The sequence below is a fragment of the Myxococcus llanfairpwllgwyngyllgogerychwyrndrobwllllantysiliogogogochensis genome, assembly GCF_006636215.1.
Lineage (GTDB): Bacteria > Myxococcota > Myxococcia > Myxococcales > Myxococcaceae > Myxococcus > Myxococcus llanfairpwllgwyngyllgogerychwyrndrobwllllantysiliogogogochensis.
In genome coordinates this window covers 1-17176 of record NZ_VIFM01000076.1, presented here as the reverse complement: position 1 = coordinate 17176, position 17176 = coordinate 1, and the positions used below count along the sequence as shown (strand labels likewise).

Annotated in this window: 12 protein-coding genes and 1 pseudogene; 3 read left to right on the top strand and 10 right to left on the bottom strand. The window is 69.1% G+C overall.

Annotated features, from left to right (window positions below):
• Window positions 1–83: 83 nt before the first annotated feature.
• On the bottom strand, window positions 84–1721 hold the full coding sequence (locus FJV41_RS20180; protein ID WP_141644144.1) for a cyclic peptide export ABC transporter: 1638 nt from the start codon (window positions 1719–1721) through the stop codon (window positions 84–86).
• Window positions 1722–1898: 177 nt separating this feature from the next.
• Here FJV41_RS20180 and FJV41_RS20175 point away from each other — a divergent pair, with 177 nt between their 5' ends.
• Window positions 1899–2918, top strand: coding sequence for an Lnb N-terminal periplasmic domain-containing protein (locus FJV41_RS20175; protein ID WP_141644143.1), 1020 nt, complete (start codon window positions 1899–1901; stop codon window positions 2916–2918).
• On the opposite strand, the gene FJV41_RS20170 is transcribed toward FJV41_RS20175, so the two are convergent.
• The 3 genes from FJV41_RS20170 to FJV41_RS20160 all read right to left on the bottom strand — a co-directional run bounded on the left by FJV41_RS20170 (window position 2907) and on the right by FJV41_RS20160 (window position 6065).
• Window positions 2907–3653 carry a hypothetical protein gene (locus FJV41_RS20170; RefSeq protein ID WP_141644142.1) on the bottom strand — a complete coding sequence of 249 codons (747 nt, stop codon included), beginning with the start codon at window positions 3651–3653 and terminating at the stop codon, window positions 2907–2909. The two genes, FJV41_RS20175 and FJV41_RS20170, sit on opposite strands and share 12 nt — an antisense overlap.
• A gap of 74 nt (window positions 3654–3727) precedes the next feature.
• Entirely contained in the window at window positions 3728–4684 is a 957-nt protein-coding gene (locus FJV41_RS20165; RefSeq protein WP_141644141.1) for a ketopantoate reductase family protein, read from the bottom strand.
• 73 nt (window positions 4685–4757) lie between these two features.
• Window positions 4758–6065, bottom strand: a complete 1308-nt coding sequence (locus tag FJV41_RS20160) for a styrene monooxygenase/indole monooxygenase family protein (protein WP_141644140.1) — start codon at window positions 6063–6065, stop codon at window positions 4758–4760.
• Between the two features lie 239 nt (window positions 6066–6304).
• Between FJV41_RS20160 and FJV41_RS20155 the strand changes: the two genes are divergently transcribed.
• Window positions 6305–7306: a TIR domain-containing protein gene (locus FJV41_RS20155; protein WP_141644139.1), complete on the top strand. Its 1002-nt coding sequence runs from the start codon at window positions 6305–6307 to the stop codon at window positions 7304–7306.
• Between the two features lie 7 nt (window positions 7307–7313).
• Here the strand turns inward: FJV41_RS20155 and FJV41_RS20150 are convergent, their stop codons facing one another.
• The 3 genes from FJV41_RS20150 to dacB all read right to left on the bottom strand — a co-directional run bounded on the left by FJV41_RS20150 (window position 7314) and on the right by dacB (window position 12374).
• Complete coding sequence (locus tag FJV41_RS20150; protein ID WP_246137300.1) at window positions 7314–8477, bottom strand: alanine racemase; 1164 nt, start codon at window positions 8475–8477, stop codon at window positions 7314–7316.
• A gap of 68 nt (window positions 8478–8545) precedes the next feature.
• A complete protein-coding gene (locus FJV41_RS20145; protein WP_141644138.1) occupies window positions 8546–10723 on the bottom strand; it encodes a prolyl oligopeptidase family serine peptidase in 2178 nt (725 codons plus the stop codon).
• A 163-nt stretch (window positions 10724–10886) separates the two neighbouring features.
• Window positions 10887–12374 (bottom strand): D-alanyl-D-alanine carboxypeptidase/D-alanyl-D-alanine endopeptidase, encoded by a 1488-nt coding sequence (gene dacB / locus FJV41_RS20140; RefSeq protein WP_141644137.1) that lies wholly within the window; start codon window positions 12372–12374, stop codon window positions 10887–10889.
• A gap of 232 nt (window positions 12375–12606) precedes the next feature.
• Between dacB and FJV41_RS20135 the strand changes: the two genes are divergently transcribed.
• Window positions 12607–13548, top strand: coding sequence for an SH3 domain-containing protein (locus FJV41_RS20135; RefSeq protein WP_141644136.1), 942 nt, complete (start codon window positions 12607–12609; stop codon window positions 13546–13548).
• A 42-nt stretch (window positions 13549–13590) separates the two neighbouring features.
• Here the strand turns inward: FJV41_RS20135 and FJV41_RS20130 are convergent, their stop codons facing one another.
• The 3 genes and pseudogenes from FJV41_RS20130 to FJV41_RS52390 form a co-directional block, all read right to left on the bottom strand.
• Window positions 13591–15714: a DUF4114 domain-containing protein gene (locus FJV41_RS20130; protein ID WP_141644135.1), complete on the bottom strand. Its 2124-nt coding sequence runs from the start codon at window positions 15712–15714 to the stop codon at window positions 13591–13593.
• 199 nt (window positions 15715–15913) lie between these two features.
• Complete coding sequence (locus FJV41_RS20125) at window positions 15914–16447, bottom strand: hypothetical protein (RefSeq protein ID WP_141644134.1); 534 nt, start codon at window positions 16445–16447, stop codon at window positions 15914–15916.
• A gap of 283 nt (window positions 16448–16730) precedes the next feature.
• A pseudogene (locus tag FJV41_RS52390) lies at window positions 16731–17176 on the bottom strand (hypothetical protein); the annotation flags it as partial.

Genomic DNA, 17176 nt, shown 5'->3' with positions numbered 1-17176 from the left:
ATGTCATCCGCGAAAGGTGTCGGACGCTGTATCACCCGGTGCTCACGCCGAGACATCACGTGGGGCGATGTATCACCCGCGGCTCACGCCGAGACGGCGGTGGGGGCGGTGTCTGGCATGGAGACGAGCTGTCCTGATTCGAGCTTGAGCAGACGGTCGGCCAGGTGGAAGTAACGGTCGTCGTGGCTGATGACGAAGACGAGCTTCCCCTGGTTCTTCAGCGCGGGGAGCATCTCCCGGTAGAACAGCTCGCGGAAGAGGGGGTCCTGGTCCGCGGCCCACTCGTCGAAGACGTAGATGGGGCGGTCCTCCAGGAACGACGTGAGCAGGGCCAGGCGCTTGCGCTGTCCCTGGGAGAGCGACACCGTGGACAGCTTGCCGTCCTCCACGCGCACCTTGTGCTGCAACTGGAGCCGGGACAGGAAACCTTTCGCCTTCTCCTCGAGCCCGGGTTGGTCCAGGCCGAGCATGCGCTCGAAGAGGTGGAAGTCGAAGAACACGGAGGAGAAGAGCTGGCGGTAGGAGCGGCGGTTGGCGGCGGTGATGGGCACGCCGTCCACTCGCAGCTCCCCCTTCTCCGGCGAGTACAGTCCGGTGAGCAGCTTGGCCAGCGTCGTCTTGCCGCTGCCGTTGCCGCCCACGAGGAAGACCAGCTCGCCCCGGCGCATCATCGTGTTGATGGGGCCCAGGGTGAAGGTCGCGCCGTCCTGCTCGCGGTAGTAGGTGTGGGTGATGTCCACGAGTTCGACTCGCTCGAACTTCGTCGGCACGGCGCCGTCGGCGGGAGGCTCCGGGTCCGCCAGCGACAGGCCCAGTTTCTCCAGCTTCTTCATCGCCACGTGGCTGCGAGACAGGGCGGGCCACTGGTTCATCAGGCCGTCGAGCGGCTGTTGCAGGTACAGCACCACCAGCGCGTACGCGGCCAGCGTGGACATCTCCACCGTCTGGAACCGGGGCACGCCGAAGAGGATGACGGCGATGACGGCCATCACCATGAAGCCGCCCCAGCTCCCGGTGATGATGAAGAGGTTGTTGGTCGTCAGCGAGACACGTGAGACCTCCTCGGCCGTCGGCTTGAGCTCCTTGTTGAAGAAGTCCTCGCTGCGCGCGTGGTGGAGCTGCAGCTCCTTGGCGCCGTCGATGAGCGTCCTGAAGTTGGAGTACAGGGCGTCCTGGCTCTCGCGCCGCTTGTAGAACTGCGAATACGCGTAGCGGTTGGGGATGGCCACGCTCGCCATCACCACGGCGATGACCGCGAGGATCATCATCAGGAGCGGCCCGGACAGCCACGCCAGGTAGACGAGGCAGCCCGCGAGCGTCGCCAGGCAGATGATGACGCCGGGGATGACGGAGATGGTGCTGTTGATGACGGCGATGTCCTCCGTCAGCGCGGCCAACAGCTTGTGCGGCCCGGCGCTCTCCAGCTTGCTCAGCGGGGCCTCCAGCATGCGCCGACACAGCGACAGCCGGAGGTCCAGCAGGGCCACCTGCTGCATGGAGCTGAGCTGCATCTGAGACACGATGCGCAGCACCAGCACCGCCACCGCGAAGCCGAGGAACGCGGGCATCAGCGTCAGCGCGTCCGCCACCGTCCGGGACGTCAGCGCCTGGTTCATCACCGCGACGAGCGCCGCGCTGCATGCACCCGTGAGGATGCCCAGGAGCGCCGCGAGAATGATGGGGAGTTTGGACTTCTGGAAGAGCAGGGCGAGCAATGACACGACGGCTCCCGGAGACCCGGAGGGACCTGAGAATCGGGCCCTCGCCGCTCTCATACGTCATTGCCGCGCGAAGTGATACCCGGGGACAGGCTGCTTATCGGGTTATCATGGTGCCAGGCGGGACGGGGTTGCGCCGCCCTTGGCGGCCGGCCCGGGGGCGCGGAATACTGGGCGGATATGCGACTGCCCTCCCTCGTCCCCAACGTCCTGACCGCCCTGGTGCTTTTCGGGGGGACCGCCTGGGTCGGGCTCGCGCTCGCCTTGACAGGGGCGGGGCCCGAAGGGGCGCACCTCCTCAGGGCATTGGGTGCCCTGGTCGTGGCGGGCCTGGCCCTCGTCGTGTGGCGGCGGTTCGGCTCGCGGTCGGGCGCGGTGGCGGTGGTGCTCGCGGCGTGTGGGGGGCTTCACGTCTGGGCCTGGTCCCAGGCGCCGTCGACCGAGCGCGACTGGGCGCCGGACCTGGCACGGATGGCTCGCGCGGACGTGGAGGGCTCGCGGGTGACGATTCACGACGTGCGCGACTTCCGCTACCGGAGCACGACGGACTGGGATGCGTCCTGGTACTCGGCCGCGTATGACGCGCGCGAGCTGACGGGGGCGTGGTTCATCGTGGAGCCGTTCTCCGGCTTCTTCGGCGCCGCGCACACCATGGTGAGCTTCGGCTTCTCGGATGGGCGCTACCTCGTCTTCTCCGTGGAGATTCGTCGCGAGAAGGGGGAGACGTTCTCCGCCGTGGGAGGGCTGTTCCGCCAGTTCGAGCTCGTCTACGTCGTGGGGGACGAGCGGGACCTGGTGCAGCTGCGCTCCAACCACCGGCATGACGACGTGTACCTCTACCCGGTGAACGCGTCGAAGGAGCGCATCTCCGACTTCTTCCTGGACATGGTGGCCCGGATGAACGCGCTGCACGCGAAGCCGGAGTTCTACAACTCGCTCTCCAACAACTGCACCACCAACCTGGTGCACCACTTCGAGAAGGTGAGCGCGGTGAAGGTGCCCTATGACCACCGCACGCTGCTGCCAGCCTTCTCCGACGCGCTGGCGTACGAGCTGGGGCTCATCGAGACGGACGCGCCGCTGGAAGTGGTGCGCGCGCGGCACCTCATCAACCCGCGCGCGCTGGCGGCGGCGAACCAGCCGGACTTCTCGCGGCGCATCCGGGAGACGCAAGCGCGCGCGGCCGACTCAGCTCCCTGACGTCGCGCTCAAGACAGGGGCCGGCCCGGCCTCCAGGTGGCGGACGTAGTGCGCCTCCAGCGTGGAGAAGTAGCCGCGCTCCTCCCACAGCAGGGCGAGCAGCCGGTCCGCCAGCGACTTCACCTCCGCGCTCTCGCCCGGCTCGGGCGCGCGGGGGCCCACGTTCCTGGGGTTGAGGAACACGCGCGTGGCCTCCGCCACCAGCAGCCGGCTGCTCGCGAAGAGGCGCCGCAGGGCCTGGTTGACGGGCCTGGCATCCACCTCCGCGCAGGCCGCGACGATGGCCGCGTGGATGGCTCGAGGCTTGTCGCCCTGCAGGCTCAGCGCGTCCAGGTCTCCGCGCTCCAGCGCGTGGTGGAGCAGGTAGCCGTGGTGCAGGGACACGGAGGCCACGTCCACGCAGTCCTTCACCCACAGGACGAAGAAGACCTTCCGGAAGAGCTTCTTCACCGGAAGCAGCATCATCCCCTTGAGGTAGCTGGCCAACCGCCCGCCCAGCGTGCGGCCCAGACTGGAGCCCGCGAGCGCCTCCACGGCCTGGTTCGGCGCGCGCAGCCCGCGCTCCTCCAACAGCGAGCGGACCAGCTGCTCGCGCACCTGGAAGAGGGCGTAGTCATCCAGGAAGGGGACGGGGATGAGGGGCGTCAGCCCGGAGGCGACGGCATGCAGCGCCACTCGCCCCAGGGGCGGAGACGACGGAGGGCTCGGCGTGGGACGGGGGCTCGGCTCGCTCATCACTCATCTCTATGCGAAATCCGGCGGACGATTGCGTCAGGCCGTCGGCCCGCTCGGTCGGTGGACGGACAGGCTCAGCCCTGACGCGCGCCGCGCACGTGGGGCATCAGCACGGAGTACAGGGTGCTCATGACGGGCGTGGGGACGCCGAGCGCATGGCCGCGCCGGGCCACCGTGCCCTGGAGGTATTCGACCTCCAGCGGCTTGCCCGCGTCGAAGTCCACCATCATCGACGGGCGGATCTCCGGGGCCATCGCCTCCATGAAGCGCATCACGTCGTCGGGACGCGTGGTGGTGGAGACGCCCTCCGCGGCGGCGACGCGGAGCACCTCGGCGGCGGCCTCGCGGAACATCTCCCGGAAGAAGGGGACCTCTCTCAAGGGGCCAATCGAGGAGCGCGCGGCGGTACAGAAGCCGGACATGGCGGCGAGGAAGGCGAGCTTCTCCCAGAGGGGCGCGCGGATGTCGGCCACCGCCTCCGCGTTGAGGCCCGCCTGGGCGAGCACGTCCCGCAGCGCCTGGACGCGCGGGGAGACGCGCGAGATGTCACCGAACGCCTCGCCCAGCACCACCCGGTGCAGCGTGCCCGCCTGACGGATGACGCCCGGCTCGGTGATGGCGGTGGAGATGTACGTCGTCCCTCCGATGACCGCGGCCTCGCCCACGGCGGCGGCCACCTCGGAGGGGCTGTCCACGCCGTTCTGGAGCGTGACGACCACCGTGCCGGGAGCACCGTGCGAGGGCTGCTCCTTCGAGGCGAGCAGCGTCTTCACCTGGGCGAGCACGCTGGCGACGTCGTAGTTCTTCACCGCGAGCACCACCACGTCCACCGGCCCCAGCCGCGCCGCGTCCTCTTCGGCGCGGACGGGGACGGTGAAGTCCCCCTCCTGACTGAGGATGGTGAGGCCCCGCTCCCGCATGGCGCGCAGATGCGAGCCTCGGGCAAGGAAGCCCACGTCGTGCCCCGCGCGCACCAACCTCGCGCCGTAATAGCCGCCCACTCCACCCGAACCGACGATGCCAAATCGCATGGCTCGCGAGGATAGCGAAGCGCCGCCGCTCCCGCAGGAGCGTTTCGACGGCGCCTCGCCCGGACTTCGAGTCTCAGCCGGCGAGAGGCCGGATTCTGGCTCCGGTGTCCCAGCCCAGGGCTCCGGACGCGGCCAGCACATCCGCGCTCGGCGTTCCCGCGTGGGCGATGAACTCCGCGGAGGCGTCGGGCGAGGCACAGGCGGAGAGGATGCGCTCGGGAATCATGAAGGCGCTGACGATGGCGTCGGCCACCCGGTTGTCCCGGCTGCCGGCGACCAGCAGGTCGATGACGTGCGGCGGAGGCGGCTGGAGCAGCGCGTTCGTCCAGTCCGTCGCCGGGGCGACGGCGCTCCACATCCGCGCCTCCGTGTCTCGGCAGAACGTCTCGTCGAAGGGGCGCTCGGACAGGAGCGCGTCCTGGATGGCGATGGCCAGCGTGAAGGCGGAGGCCGACGCGGCGTTGGCGCCCTGGCCCGCGATGGGGTCGTTCGTCACATGGGTGTCGCCCACCGCCATGACGAAGCGGCCCTCGCCCACCTGGGCCCAGGCGCGGCGCACCACGGGCGTGAAGCCTCCCTGGAGGAAGTCCAGCGGACCTCGGACGCCGAACTCCGTCGGGTCGATGCGCTCGTAGGTGGCGGGCGCGTGGCGGCGCATGAGGTCCAGCAGCATCGCGTCGAAGGCGGCGGGGTCGTCGTCGCGCTTGAGGGAAATCATCGACGCCAGCTCGCTTCCGGGCACCGCCTCGATGAGCGTGCTGGGGACGCGGCCGTGGCGGGTGATCATCTGCGACTCGAAGACCTCGCCCTGTCCCGGCACCAGGTTGACGTGCATGCCGAAGGGCTCCGGCATCCGCAGGCCCTTGAGGATCGCCGCGAACAGCACGCGCGGAGGCCGGGTATGCGGCGACAGCTCCGGCACGCGCGGAAACAGCGCGTTGAGCCCATTGCGCCCGGAGGCCACCACCACCAGCGCATGGCGCCGCGTCAGGCCCTCCAGCGCGACGTTGTCCACCGGCGCGACCTCCAGTCGCCCTCCGCGCTCCACGAAGGCCTCCGCGAGCCGGGGCTGATAGAGGCGATAGTCCACGCAGAGGCTCGGCTCGAGGACGCGCCCCTTCACGCTGAACGGATGCGGCCCGTGGACGTGGATGGCGCAGCGGTTCATCGCCAGCTCCGGCGCGCCCCAGAAGTCCACCCACAGCTCCCGCTCCCGTGCGCGAGTGGGCGCATGGTGAGTCACCGTGTTCAGAAGTCGGCCTGCGCGAAGGGCGTCTGGCTCCTGCTCCGCGTAGAGCGTGACGGGAATGCCCTGCGAGAGAAGCTTCAGACCCAGGTGCAGTCCGGCAGTGCCGGCGCCGACGATACCGATGCTCGCCATCTGTCTCTCCTTCACTTTTCCCGACTTGAAAGACTTTGCGTCGGGACGGCCCCTCAGGGGATGTGGGGTTCCCCGGGTGTTCCGGGGTGCGCAGGGCTCCATATCACAATGTGAATGGAGTTCTTTAGACTGGTCATACCCCGAGTCTCAGGAACATGGGGGTCCCCGGGCACCCGTTCGCGATTGGACCGTTGGGTTCCAGGTTGGGGCCGGACAGTCGGCGGCCCTACAGTCGAGGGATGAGCGCGGCCCTCGACGTGGTGCTGGAAGTGGGCGACGTCACCGAGATGACGGCGGATGTCGCCTTGTTCAAATATGCACAAAAGCTGTACGGCGCGGCTGGCGAGGCGTCACGGCGGCTGGAGGCCGTGGGCGTGCCGCCGGTGCAGGTCGCGGTGCAGCCGGGCGAATTCCGCTTCGTGGAGACGAAGGGCGCGCTGGCCTCGCCGCTGGCGCTCTTCATGGGCACGGTGCGGCTGGGCGAGTTCGGCTACCACGAGATTCGCCAGTTCGCGTTGCGCGCGCTGAAGGCGCTGGAGGCGCACGCCTCGGTGAAACACGTGGCGGGCACGGTGCACGGCCCCAACTACGGGCTCGACGAGGATGAGGCGGTGCTGGCCTTCGTGGGCGGACTCATCGAGGCCTTCCAGCGCGGCACGGGCCCCAAGGGGTTGGAGCGCTTCACGGTGGTGGAGCTGGACATGCGCCGTGCCCTGCGGCTGCGCAAGGCGCTGGAGCGGGGCCTGGGTGGAACGCCGGGCGTGGAGACGCTGCCAGGGGGAGGTTTCCGGGTGCGGCGCAGCAGCGCGTTCGTGCAGGCGCCGTCCATGGCCAGCGCGGGCACGGTGTCCATGGGAAAGCCTCACGCCTTCGTGGCGATGCCCTTCACGCCCGAGTTGGAGGACACGTACCACTACGGCATCCAGGGGCCCGTGAAGGCGGCGGGTCTGCTGTGCGAGCGCGTGGACCAGGCCGTGTTCGACGGGCCCATCATCCAGCGAATCAAGGAGCGCATCGACACGGCGAAGGTCGTCATCGCCGACCTGTCGCTGGCCAACCCCAACGTGTACCTGGAGGTCGGCTACGCGTGGGGCAAGGGGCGGCCCACGCTGCTCCTGGTCCGGGACGTGAAGGAGCTGCGCTTCGACGTCGCGTCCTACCGGTGCATCGTCTATCGCAACATCCGCGAGCTGGAGTCGGTGCTCTCGCGCGAGCTGGAGCGGCTCGACAAGCTGGTGTGAGCGGAAGCTACCAGCCGCGCGCGGCGACGGCCCAAGTGGCCGTCACGGTGTCGCCGCGCAGCACGTGGAGCCGCTCGTGCAGATTGACGGCGGCGCAGACGTGGTTGGGGACGACGCGCAAACGGTCCCCCACGCGGGGGCGCCAGGACGTGCCAGAGACGTCGAGCAGGCCGTGCTCCTCGGAGACGCTCCGGACGACGAGCTCGGGCCTGTCCAGGAGTGCGCCATAGCCACCCGTCGGGGCGAGCCCTTCCTCCTTGGCCAGGGCCTTGGAGCCCGCGTCGACCACCACCTGGCCGGGGACGGCGGTGCTCACCACGGTGGTCAGGACGGAGAACGCGCACTCGTTCCAGGCGCAGGCGTTGAGCGCGGCGGTGTTGCGGTCATTCAGCACGTTGATGCCGGGGCGGATCTCCGTCAGGCCTTCCACTTCGTGCGAGCGCCACAGCATGGGCGTGGAGCCTCCGCTGACGACGTCGGGGCGGAGTCCCTCGGAGGCGAGCGCGTCCACGAACTCGCGCACGCGCGCTCCCTGGTCCTTCAACGCGGACTCCTGCTGCTCCACCGGCACGCGCACGTGGCCTGGATAGAAGATGATGCCTCTGTACGTCACGCCGGGCGTGGCGGCGACCGCGCGGGCCAGGGCCACGGCATCGGCCGGGCTCTGCACGCCCACGCGGCGCATGCCCAGGTCCAGCTCCACGAGCACCCCCACGGTTCGCCCCGCGTCCCGGGCCGCGTGGCCCAGTCCCTCCAGCGCCTCCACCGAGTCGAGCGCCACCGTGAGCCGCGTGCGCCGGGGCAGGGCCATCAGCTGCGCGAGTCGGCTTGGGCCCACGGGTGGGTAGGCCAGCAGCACGTCGTCGCAGGCGGTGGCCATGACCGCGGCCTCGCGCGGCGTGGCGACGGTGGCGCCCATGGCCCCGGCGGCGAGCTGGAGCGCGGTGAGCTCCGCGGTCTTGTGCGTCTTCGTGTGGGGGCGCCAGTGCAGGCGGTGCTCCCGCGTGTACGCGGCCACGCGCGCGAGGTTGGCTTCCACGCGGTCCAGGTCCACGAGGGCGGCGGGAGTCGTGAGCGCTTCGAGCGGGAGCAGGTCCATGCGGCGCAATCTGGCACCGCGCGCGCTGGCGCTCCAGGTGTCCGTGGCCAGCGCGTGCCCTTCACCTGACACGACGAGGCCCACCTCGGGCCCGGAGCGTTTCCTCCAGGTCCAGGGCGGGCCTCGCCAGCGTCAGCGTGTTACTGCGGCTTGGGGGCCGCGACCTTCTTCGCCGGCGGCAGGTACTTCACGCCGAGCTGGCTGAAGATGAACGAGTACGCGTCCACCTCCTCCTCGATGCGGGCGTTGAGCGGGGTGCCGGAGCCGTGGCCCGTCTCGGCGTCGGCGCGCAGCAGGATGGGGCTCTTGGCCGCCGTGGCCGTCTGCATCCGGGCCACCATCTTCCGCGAGTGGAACGGGTCCACGCGCGGGTCATTGGCGCCGGAGGTGAACAGCACGGGCGGGTACTTCGTGCCGTCCTTCACGTTGTGGACGGGCGAGTAGGCCAGCAGCGCCTTGAACTGCTCGGGGTCCTTCACCGTGCCGTACTCGGTGACATTGAACTGGCCGTTGGACGTGCGCTCCGAGCGCAGCATGTCGTAGAGGCCCACGCGGGCCACCACGGCGCCGTACGCCTCCGGGTGCTGGGTGACGACGGCGCCCATCAGCAGGCCGCCGTTGCTGCCGCCCTGGATGGCCAGCTTCTTGGGCTGCGTGTACTTCTGGTCCACCAGCAGCTTCGCGCAGGCATAGAAGTCGTCGAAGACGTTCTGCTTCTTCGTCAGCGAGCCCTCGGCGTGCCACTTCTCGCCGAACTCCGAGCCGCCGCGCAGGTTGGCGATGGCGTAGACGCCGCCCTGCTCCAGCCACAGGCCCGCCAGCGGGCTGAAGCCCGGGCTGATGGAGATGTTGAAGCCGCCGTAGCCGGTGAGCAGCGTCGGGTTGGTGCCGTTGAGCTTCGTGCCCTTCTTCTTGAGGATGGTGAGCGGAACCTTGGTGCCGTCCTTCGACGTGGCCTCGGTGCGCACCACCTCCACGTCGCTCACGTCCATCGGCGAGGTCTTGGCCAGGGCCGTCTTGGTCACCTTGCCGTCCGCGGGCGTGAAGCGGTACCAGGCCTGCGGCTGCACGAAGCTGGAGTTGCTGAAGTAGATGTCCTCGCCGCCCGCGCTCACCAGTCCGCCCACCGACGACACCGGCGGGGTGGGGACCAGGCCCAGGTCCTTGCCCTTCAGGTCCACCATGCGCAGCTGCGACGGGCCGCCGAGCTGCTCGCTCACGTACAGGCGCGACTTCGTCGGGAAGAAGCCCTGGACGCTGGCCTCGCCCTCGGGCAGCAGCACCGTGGCCTTGTCCAGCGTCGGGGTGGCCAGGGCCAGGCGCAGCACCTTGCCGCGCGGCGCGTCCTGCCGGCTGAGCAGGTAGATGGCGCCGTCATGGCCAAAGCGGGCGCGGATGACCTTGTCCGCGAACTTCGTCACCTGCGCCCACTTCCCGTCGGGGCCGTGGAGGTACAGCATGAACTCGCCGCCGTCGCCGTTGGCGACCATCGCCGTGATGAACTTGCCGTCGGGCGATGTCTCCAGCTCCGTCATGGCGATGCGCGGGAAGTCCTTGCCCAGCGCGTACGTGTCCTTCTCCGTGGGCGTGCCCAGCTTGTGGAAGTACACCTGCTGGAAGAAGTCCCGGTCCTCCGCCGGGCGCTCCTCGCCGCGCGGATAACGCGTGTAGAAGTAGCCCGTTCCGTCCGCGTTCCACGCGAGGCCACCGCCCGCCGTGCCGCCGTTGACGCGAGGGACGACCTCGTTCGGCAGCGGCTTGCCCGTGGCCACGTCATAGACGGAGACGTCGCCGCTCTCCGTGCCGTTCTTCGACAGCGACACCGCCAGCTTCTTGCCGTCCAGCGTGGGCTCGATGAAGTCGATGGTGGTGTGGCCCGACGGGTCGATGACCATGGGGTCCAGCAGCGAGCGCTCCTTCGACGTGTCGTCAGCGGAGCCAATCACCACCACGTACGGCTGTTGCCGGGGCGGCTGATACTTGACGCCGATGAGGGTGCCATTGGCCTCCGTCAAACCCGCGTAGCCCGGGGACTTCCAGGACAGCAGCTCGGCGACGCGCTGACGGATGCCCTCGCGGCCGGGCAGCCTGTCCAGGATGGCCCGCGTGTGGGCGTTCTGGGCGTCGTTCCACTGCTTCACCTTCGCGTCATCGGTGGCCTCCAGCCACTGGTAGGCGTCCTTCACCTCCGTGCCGTGGTAGGTGTCGACGACCTCCTTCTTCTCCGTGACGGGCGGCTTGGACGCGCCCTTGCCTGCGGCCGGGGACGTGAGTGGCAGCAGCAGTGCCGCCGCGGCCAGTGCGGTTGTCAGCTTCATGTTCACCTCGGGGATAGGGAAAGGCGGACGCAGCCTGCCACGTCCTATCCTCCGGGGCGTCGGTTCCCGACAGGGGAATGTCGCCACGGAGCCCGTGTTCCCTCGGGTTGCTTCCAGGCGTGCGCTGCGTCAAAGCCGCCGGGGAATTCGAGAACGCCCGTCGTCACGGGGCGCGCAGGGGAAGCTCGACCAGGGCGGCGGCGAAGCGATCGAAGGCCTCGTTGGCGGGGAGGGCGGTGGTTTCGTCCATGTTGCCGAGCATCAGCGCGAAGACGACGCGCGGGTGCTCGGCGTCACCGGGCCGGTCCACGACGCCCGCGAAGCACTTCTGTCCGGAGAGTGTGCCCGTCTTGGCGCGGATGCGGCCCGCGGTGATGGCGGTGACGGGGCGGGTGGCCAGCGTGCCGTCCACGCCGGCCACGGGCAGGCTGTCCACCAGCGCGGCGCCGTAGGGCTCTCGCAGGCTGGTGAAGAGCACGCGCGCCAGGCCTCGCGCGGTGGCCAGGTTGTAGCGGGACAGGCCGCTGCCATCGACGGGGCGCAGGTCCCGGGCGGGGATGCCGCGACGGGTGAGCTCCTCGGCCAGCGCGGTGCGCAGCGTGGCGTAGCCCTCCGTGCCGCTGCGCTCGCGCGCGAAGCGCAGGCCCAGCCGCTCCGCGTAGAGGTTGAGGGACTCCTTGTTGGTGGCCTTCACCAGCTCCGACAGGGGCGGGCTGACCAGGGTGACGAGCGGCTCCGGCACGGGCGGGCGCAGGGGGCCGGGAGCCTCCAGGGTGGCGGGCAGGCGGGGCACGCCGCGCTTGAGCAGGGCTTCCTCCACGCAGGCGGAGAAGAGGACCTGGGGCTCGTCCACGGAGAGCTTCACCGCGGCGGAGCGGGGGCACTGGTTGACGGGGGAGCGCCACACGCAGCGCACGCCGGGGGCACCGCGCTGGCGCGTGCAGGAGAGGTTCGCGCGCTCCGCGTTCGGGTCCACGCGGACGACGGCGGAGAGCGTGGCGAAGGCCGGGGTGAGCTGCACGGTGGGAGGCAGCGCGCAGTCGGCGCCGTCCGCGCGGGACAGCGCGAGGTCCACGACGTTCTCCCGGAAGACGAAGGGCGTGGGGGCGGCGCTGTAGGCATAGGCGGCGTCATCCCAGGCCCAGCCCGGACCGAAGGCGGCCTCCACGTCGTCGGTGCCTCGCACGCGCACCTGTCCGCGCCACTGCTGGACGCCGCGCGCCTGGAGCGCGTCCGCGACCTGCTCGCAGGCGAGCGCCGTCTCCGGAAAACGCCACGAGCCCAGCGACGGGTCACCCGAGGGGTCCACCACGAGGTCGCCAAGGTACAGCCCGTTCGTCAGCGTGCCCTCCAGCGTCACCGGCGTCTGGAAGCGGAAGTCCGGACCGAGCGCGGAGAGCACCGACGCGGTGGAGACGACCTTCATCGTGGACGCGGGCAGCAACCGGACGTGCTCCCGGTGCGCGAACAGTGGCTCGCCGGTTCGCGCGTCCAGCACGAAGGCGCTCGCGAGCGCGCCCTCGTCCTCCAGGGTGGCGAAGAGGCTGCTCGCCACCGAGCCCACGGTGCGAGCTTCGGGGCGCCGCGCATGGTGGCAGCCGGCGAGCATCGAGGTGGCCAGCAACAGGGAGAGGGGCAGGGCTTGGCTCATCACGCGCGCCACGCTAACCCTGACGGAAGTGGGTGTCATGCGGCGAGGTGCGGGGGAGGGTGAGCCGCACCAACCCGGCCGTCCGGTATGCGACCCGGCTGTCCTCCCTTCGTGTGACTCGGCTCATCGTGTCACCGGGGCCGCATGAGAGGAATTGGGTGCGGGGCCTTGCTTCGAGGGGAGGGGGTGTTGGAGAAAGGGCGCGGGTTGTTCCCACCAGGGATGGTTCCGCATGTTTCCCGGCTTGTGGCTGTCGTTGCTCCTGACGCAGACGTCCGCGCCCTCGCTCCACTACACCGCCGAAAAGGTGAAGGAGGGGCAGCAGCGCACGCCGGAGCAATTCGCCTTCACGACCTGGGAGCCGTCCTGCGAACTGGAGACATTGTTCGTGGGGGTGGATGAGGCGAACCTCCGGAAGGAACCCTCGACGGAGGCGGCGGTGGTCGCCGTGCTGCCCCTGGGCGCGGCCGTGCGAGTGCAGGAGCGTGGCACGGCGCGTCTGAAGGTGGGGGAGTACGTCAACCACTGGTACTCGGTGGAGCATGTGGACACGAAGGGCACCGCGGAGAAGGCGGACGACGCGGTCTTGCGGGGCTGGCTCTTCGGCAACACGCTGACGCCCTTCCGGTTCGAGGAGGACTTCGACGGGGACGGAGAGAAGGAGGTCGCCACGGTGGTGATGAGTGGGGACTTCAAGATTCGCGTCCGGGTCCTGGAGCCGAAGCTGAAGCCTCCCTTCCGAGTCAGCAGCGTGGACGCCAGGCCCGCGGGGGAGAACTGGCGCCAGGTCAGTGGCGGACCGGCGGCGGTGACACTCGTTCCCTCGAAGACCGCGGGAGTCGTCCTGCTGCGGGTGGACTCCACCCCCGAGGAGTGTGGCGACTACAGCACCACGTACGTGAGCTACACCGTGCCAGGGAACAAGAAGGGTGTCCTGGGCACGGCGAAGCTGGCGCTGTTGCTGGAGGGCGTGTCGGAGGCTCCCGGTGTCTCCCGATACGAGGTCTCCTTCCAGGCGCGGAAGAAGGAACTCACGATGGTGAGGACCGATGAGCAGGAGGATGAGTCCGGCAATGTGCTGACGACGAAGGCCCAGACGCGCTACCAGCTCAAGGACGGCGTCTATTCCGAGCTGACGCCGGCGGACTCCTCCGTGGCGGAGTCGAAGCCCTGACGGACGACGAGTCCCCGTCACGAAGGGACTCGTCGCCGAGCGTCAGTGCGTCGCGGGGACTGGACTCAGGGGCGTGAAGCCCAGCTCGTAGCCGATGTCCACGTTGGAGATAACCAACGGACACCAGAAATTCGGGTGGGTGAGCCGGGCCTTCCAGCAGAGCTGAGAACCTCCGGACGGCGGAAGGCTCATCACGGCTTCGTTCTGTCCGGGCTCGAAGGGTACGTTCAACCAGGTGGGCGCGGGATTCGTCTGGCAGCTCCCATTCGCGCACACGTTGCAGTCCGAGGCGACGGCGTACGCGATGCCGAAGGTGCTCGCTGATTGCTGGCACTCCAGGGGAGCCCAGTCGGTCTTGCGAACGCGCAGGCGGGAGATGGCGCACTGGCCATCCAGGGCGGGGCTGATGACGTTGGAGCGGACGTTGCCTGGCACGCGAGTGGCCTGAAGGAGGAGCACCACGTTCGTGAAGTCCCGATCGCCTCCTCCGTTGAGGTCCTCGATGCCGAGGATCCAGCTGCCCGGGCTCGTGGTCACCGCTTGCACCTGGAAGTGCGGCATGTTGCCGTTGCTGACCCTGGGCACCCAGCTTCGCGCCTTCGGCAGGACGAGGTTTCCATAGGCGGGCGTCCCGAGCAGGTCGTGGGAGGTCTCTTGGAGCCAACCACAGAGCGGCTGGCTGGTGGAGGCATCGGGGCAGGTGTAGTCCATGGGCCTGATGGGATTGCAGCGCGGGTCACGCGCACAACCCAGGTTGTACTGGGCCACCGGAGAGGTTCCGCGGGCATCCTGATCCAGGTTCCAACCCGGCTTCGAGAAGAAGACGGACGTGGAGGTCTTCAGGTGCAGGCTGCACCGGCCATCTATCGCCTTCATCAGGCAGGGATACACCGTGCCGTCACCGTTCGGGTCGTGGGTGGCGTCGTAATAGGTGACGAGGAAGAAGACGATCTCCCGTCCCGCCTGGATGCGCCCCAGCTTCACGGTGCGGTCGGCCGGAGTGATGCCAGGGTCCGGGTTGGTGGTCCGAAGCACTCCGTCCGGCGTGTACGCGGAGGTGTCGTAGTCGGGAAGGCCGTCCTCGAAGGACTCGCTCCGGTCTTGGACCGGGCCCAGTTGTTTGAAGGTGGTCCTGTTGGGGTCGTCGTCAGTCAACAGGAAGGCCAGATGCCCGAGTCCCATGTTGGCATTCGCGGGCGCCGCGGGCTCGAGCAGATTGGGGATGCGCGCGAAGAGGCCTCCGTCCGAGAAGCCGGTGGATGGAGTCTGCGCGACAGCGAGTGCGCCGACGACATCCACGGGGATGAGGTTGTTTGTCTGTCCCGGTCGGGCGTCCGCGAGCAGGACATCGGGCGAGAAGACCGGGTTGCAGGTTCGGTCCATCGCCAGTTCCGGCTGGCTGAGGAAGCCATTGACCGAGAGGAAGGGTTGGGAGCAGCGGCGAGTCGTGCCGATGTAGGGCCGTGATGCATGGAAGCCGGACGGAGGCGCGAGGTTGTAGATGTCCTCGTGGAGGTCGGTGATGCCGTTGTTGTTGGCGTCGCTCAGGAAGTCGTCGCCGGAGTATTCGGGGGTCCCGCGGGTGTCGACATAGCCGCGCGCGATGAGGTCGTCGTAGTACATCCAGCCCAGCGAATGGGATGCCAGGGCGTCGGTGCTCAGGAAGGACAGGGACAGCTCGACGTCCGAGGCGAACATCATCAACTCGCCGCCGAAAACGGAGAGGAGCGGCTCCGGATAATTCAGCGCCGAGTTCGATAGGAGGGACACGTTGTCGAGGGACTGGAACTGGCCTTCCGCGAAAGGGGGCTGGTGGTCGTCGTTGAGGGTGGGGCCCACTTGGAAGGAGAAGTCCACTTCGGAGGAGAGGCCCTGTGCGTTGGTGACGGTGACCTTCACGGGGGCGCTGCCGGGGATGATGCAGTCCGGGGCGGTCCAGGTGATTTCGCTGCTGTCCTCGCCGTTCAGCTGGGTGCTCAGCTCTCCCATGGTGGCGGTCCAGGTGAAATTGATTCGACCGCCCTGGGGATCACGTGCCCTCACCACCAACCGCGCGGTGCCGCGCGAGGGCACGACGGACTGGGACTGGCTGCTACCGAGAATCAGGGGCGGTGGAGGGGTCCTCGCGGCGGCTGCCCGGGTGCCCGTGGCCAGCAGTGCCAGCATGACGACGAAAGCCAGGCTTCGTGGAACTTGAGTTAGAATCAATGACAAGACAATCCCCCTCGGATTGACGGTTGATGGATGCTGCCCCCGTGCTGAATCCAGCCTTCCGAGGGCGCGCTCATGGACGCCGGAGCGTGCACCGACTGACGGTGCGCGCTCACGCCGCGATGCCACGCTTTCTCCAGGGGGATGGGTCGAATCAGAACCGGCCGACGAGTCCCGCGAAGCCGCCATCCCTCGACGCGCCCACGGTGGGGGCGACCGGGAGCCCCTCGTCTCGCCGCGGACTTCGCGCGGAGAGCCCACCCCCGCTGAATCGGTGCGACAGCTCGTTGAGCAGGAGCGCGCCCGCGGCGGGAATCAGCAGACTGAGCACGATGTGCGTGCCTCCCTCGGTCACGAGCGGTTCGCCCGGCGCGTTGTCCCCCGTCATCAGGGCAACGACCACCGTGCCGAGCCCGCCGCCCAGCACGCTGAGCGCGAAGTCGCCGTTGCTCCCGAGGGCCCGGCCCGTGGCGAAGACCCCGATGCCGGCGCCGCCAGCCATGCCGATGAAGATGGGAACCAGGCTTTGTCCGCAGTGGATGGTGGCGGGGAAGGAGCCGCAGCTGGTGAGCTTGCCCATGGAGAAGAGCCCTCCAATGGTTCCGCCAGCGGCGGTGCCCGCGGCGCCGCCCAGCAGCGTTCCCGCGAGTCGGACGCGGGTGTCTAAGGGCGTGGAGGCGCCTCGCACGCCGCTCGGGTTGTCTTCATTCGCCGAGGTGAGGGGGGGGACTGAGGCCTTCCTGGGCGAAGGACGTGAAGGACAGCAACGCGACGACGAACAGTGTTGGGAGACGAGCGGTCATGACAGACACCCAAAGCTCGTGCGCCCGGCCGGGCACTTCACTTCAGGGTGGGGTGTGGGAATGGCCAGGAATGACATGCGCGAGTGGCCCGAGTCCGCGCATGACTGGCGAGGCCACAATAGCCGAACGCCAGCTGGCCGACGCAAGTGACCGGTGGTCTCAGCCTCGCTAGAACCTGCCAGCGACTCCACCCATCAGCCCGCCGTGAGGCGTCACCCGGAAGGTGAACGTGGGCAGCGGCGCTCCCTGGCTGCGTGTCTGGGAAAAGCGAGACACCGCGGGCGGCTCTGAGCGGGAGAGCTCATAACCCAGCATGGCGCCGATGGGAGGCAGGGCCAGGAGGGTGATGATTCCGAAGGCGTCTGCCCCTTCGTTGGCGAAGAACCCCAGCGCGCCCGCGCCAGTGCCCGCCAGCCCGCCCACCACGGTCGCCAGGAGCGACCCGCGCCCCCTCATCACGCTTCCGGCCGCGTAGGTCCCCATCGCCGAGCCCAGCGCCATGCCCGCGAAGCCCGCGACGATGGGGAGGGCGCAATCCTCGTCGATGAACGCGCAGTCCCCCACGAGGGTTCCTCCGAGCAGTGCCAGGACGCCGCCTCCCACCATCCCCAGCC

What these genes read in the sequence shown, in the direction of transcription:
- FJV41_RS20165 (WP_141644141.1), bottom strand. Translation starts at nt 4,684, where the DNA reads ATGCGATTTGGCATCGTCGGTTCGGGTGGAGTGGGCGGCTATTACGGC.
- dacB (WP_141644137.1), bottom strand. Translation starts at nt 12,374, where the DNA reads ATGAGCCAAGCCCTGCCCCTCTCCCTGTTGCTGGCCACCTCGATGCTC.
- FJV41_RS20160 (WP_141644140.1), bottom strand. Translation starts at nt 6,065, where the DNA reads ATGGCGAGCATCGGTATCGTCGGCGCCGGCACTGCCGGACTGCACCTG.
- FJV41_RS20130 (WP_141644135.1), bottom strand. Translation starts at nt 15,714, where the DNA reads ATGCTGGCACTGCTGGCCACGGGCACCCGGGCAGCCGCCGCGAGGACC.
- FJV41_RS20145 (WP_141644138.1), bottom strand. Translation starts at nt 10,723, where the DNA reads ATGAAGCTGACAACCGCACTGGCCGCGGCGGCACTGCTGCTGCCACTC.
- FJV41_RS20175 (WP_141644143.1), top strand. Translation starts at nt 1,899, where the DNA reads ATGCGACTGCCCTCCCTCGTCCCCAACGTCCTGACCGCCCTGGTGCTT.
- FJV41_RS20155 (WP_141644139.1), top strand. Translation starts at nt 6,305, where the DNA reads ATGAGCGCGGCCCTCGACGTGGTGCTGGAAGTGGGCGACGTCACCGAG.
- FJV41_RS20135 (WP_141644136.1), top strand. Translation starts at nt 12,607, where the DNA reads ATGTTTCCCGGCTTGTGGCTGTCGTTGCTCCTGACGCAGACGTCCGCG.
- FJV41_RS20170 (WP_141644142.1), bottom strand. Translation starts at nt 3,653, where the DNA reads ATGAGCGAGCCGAGCCCCCGTCCCACGCCGAGCCCTCCGTCGTCTCCG.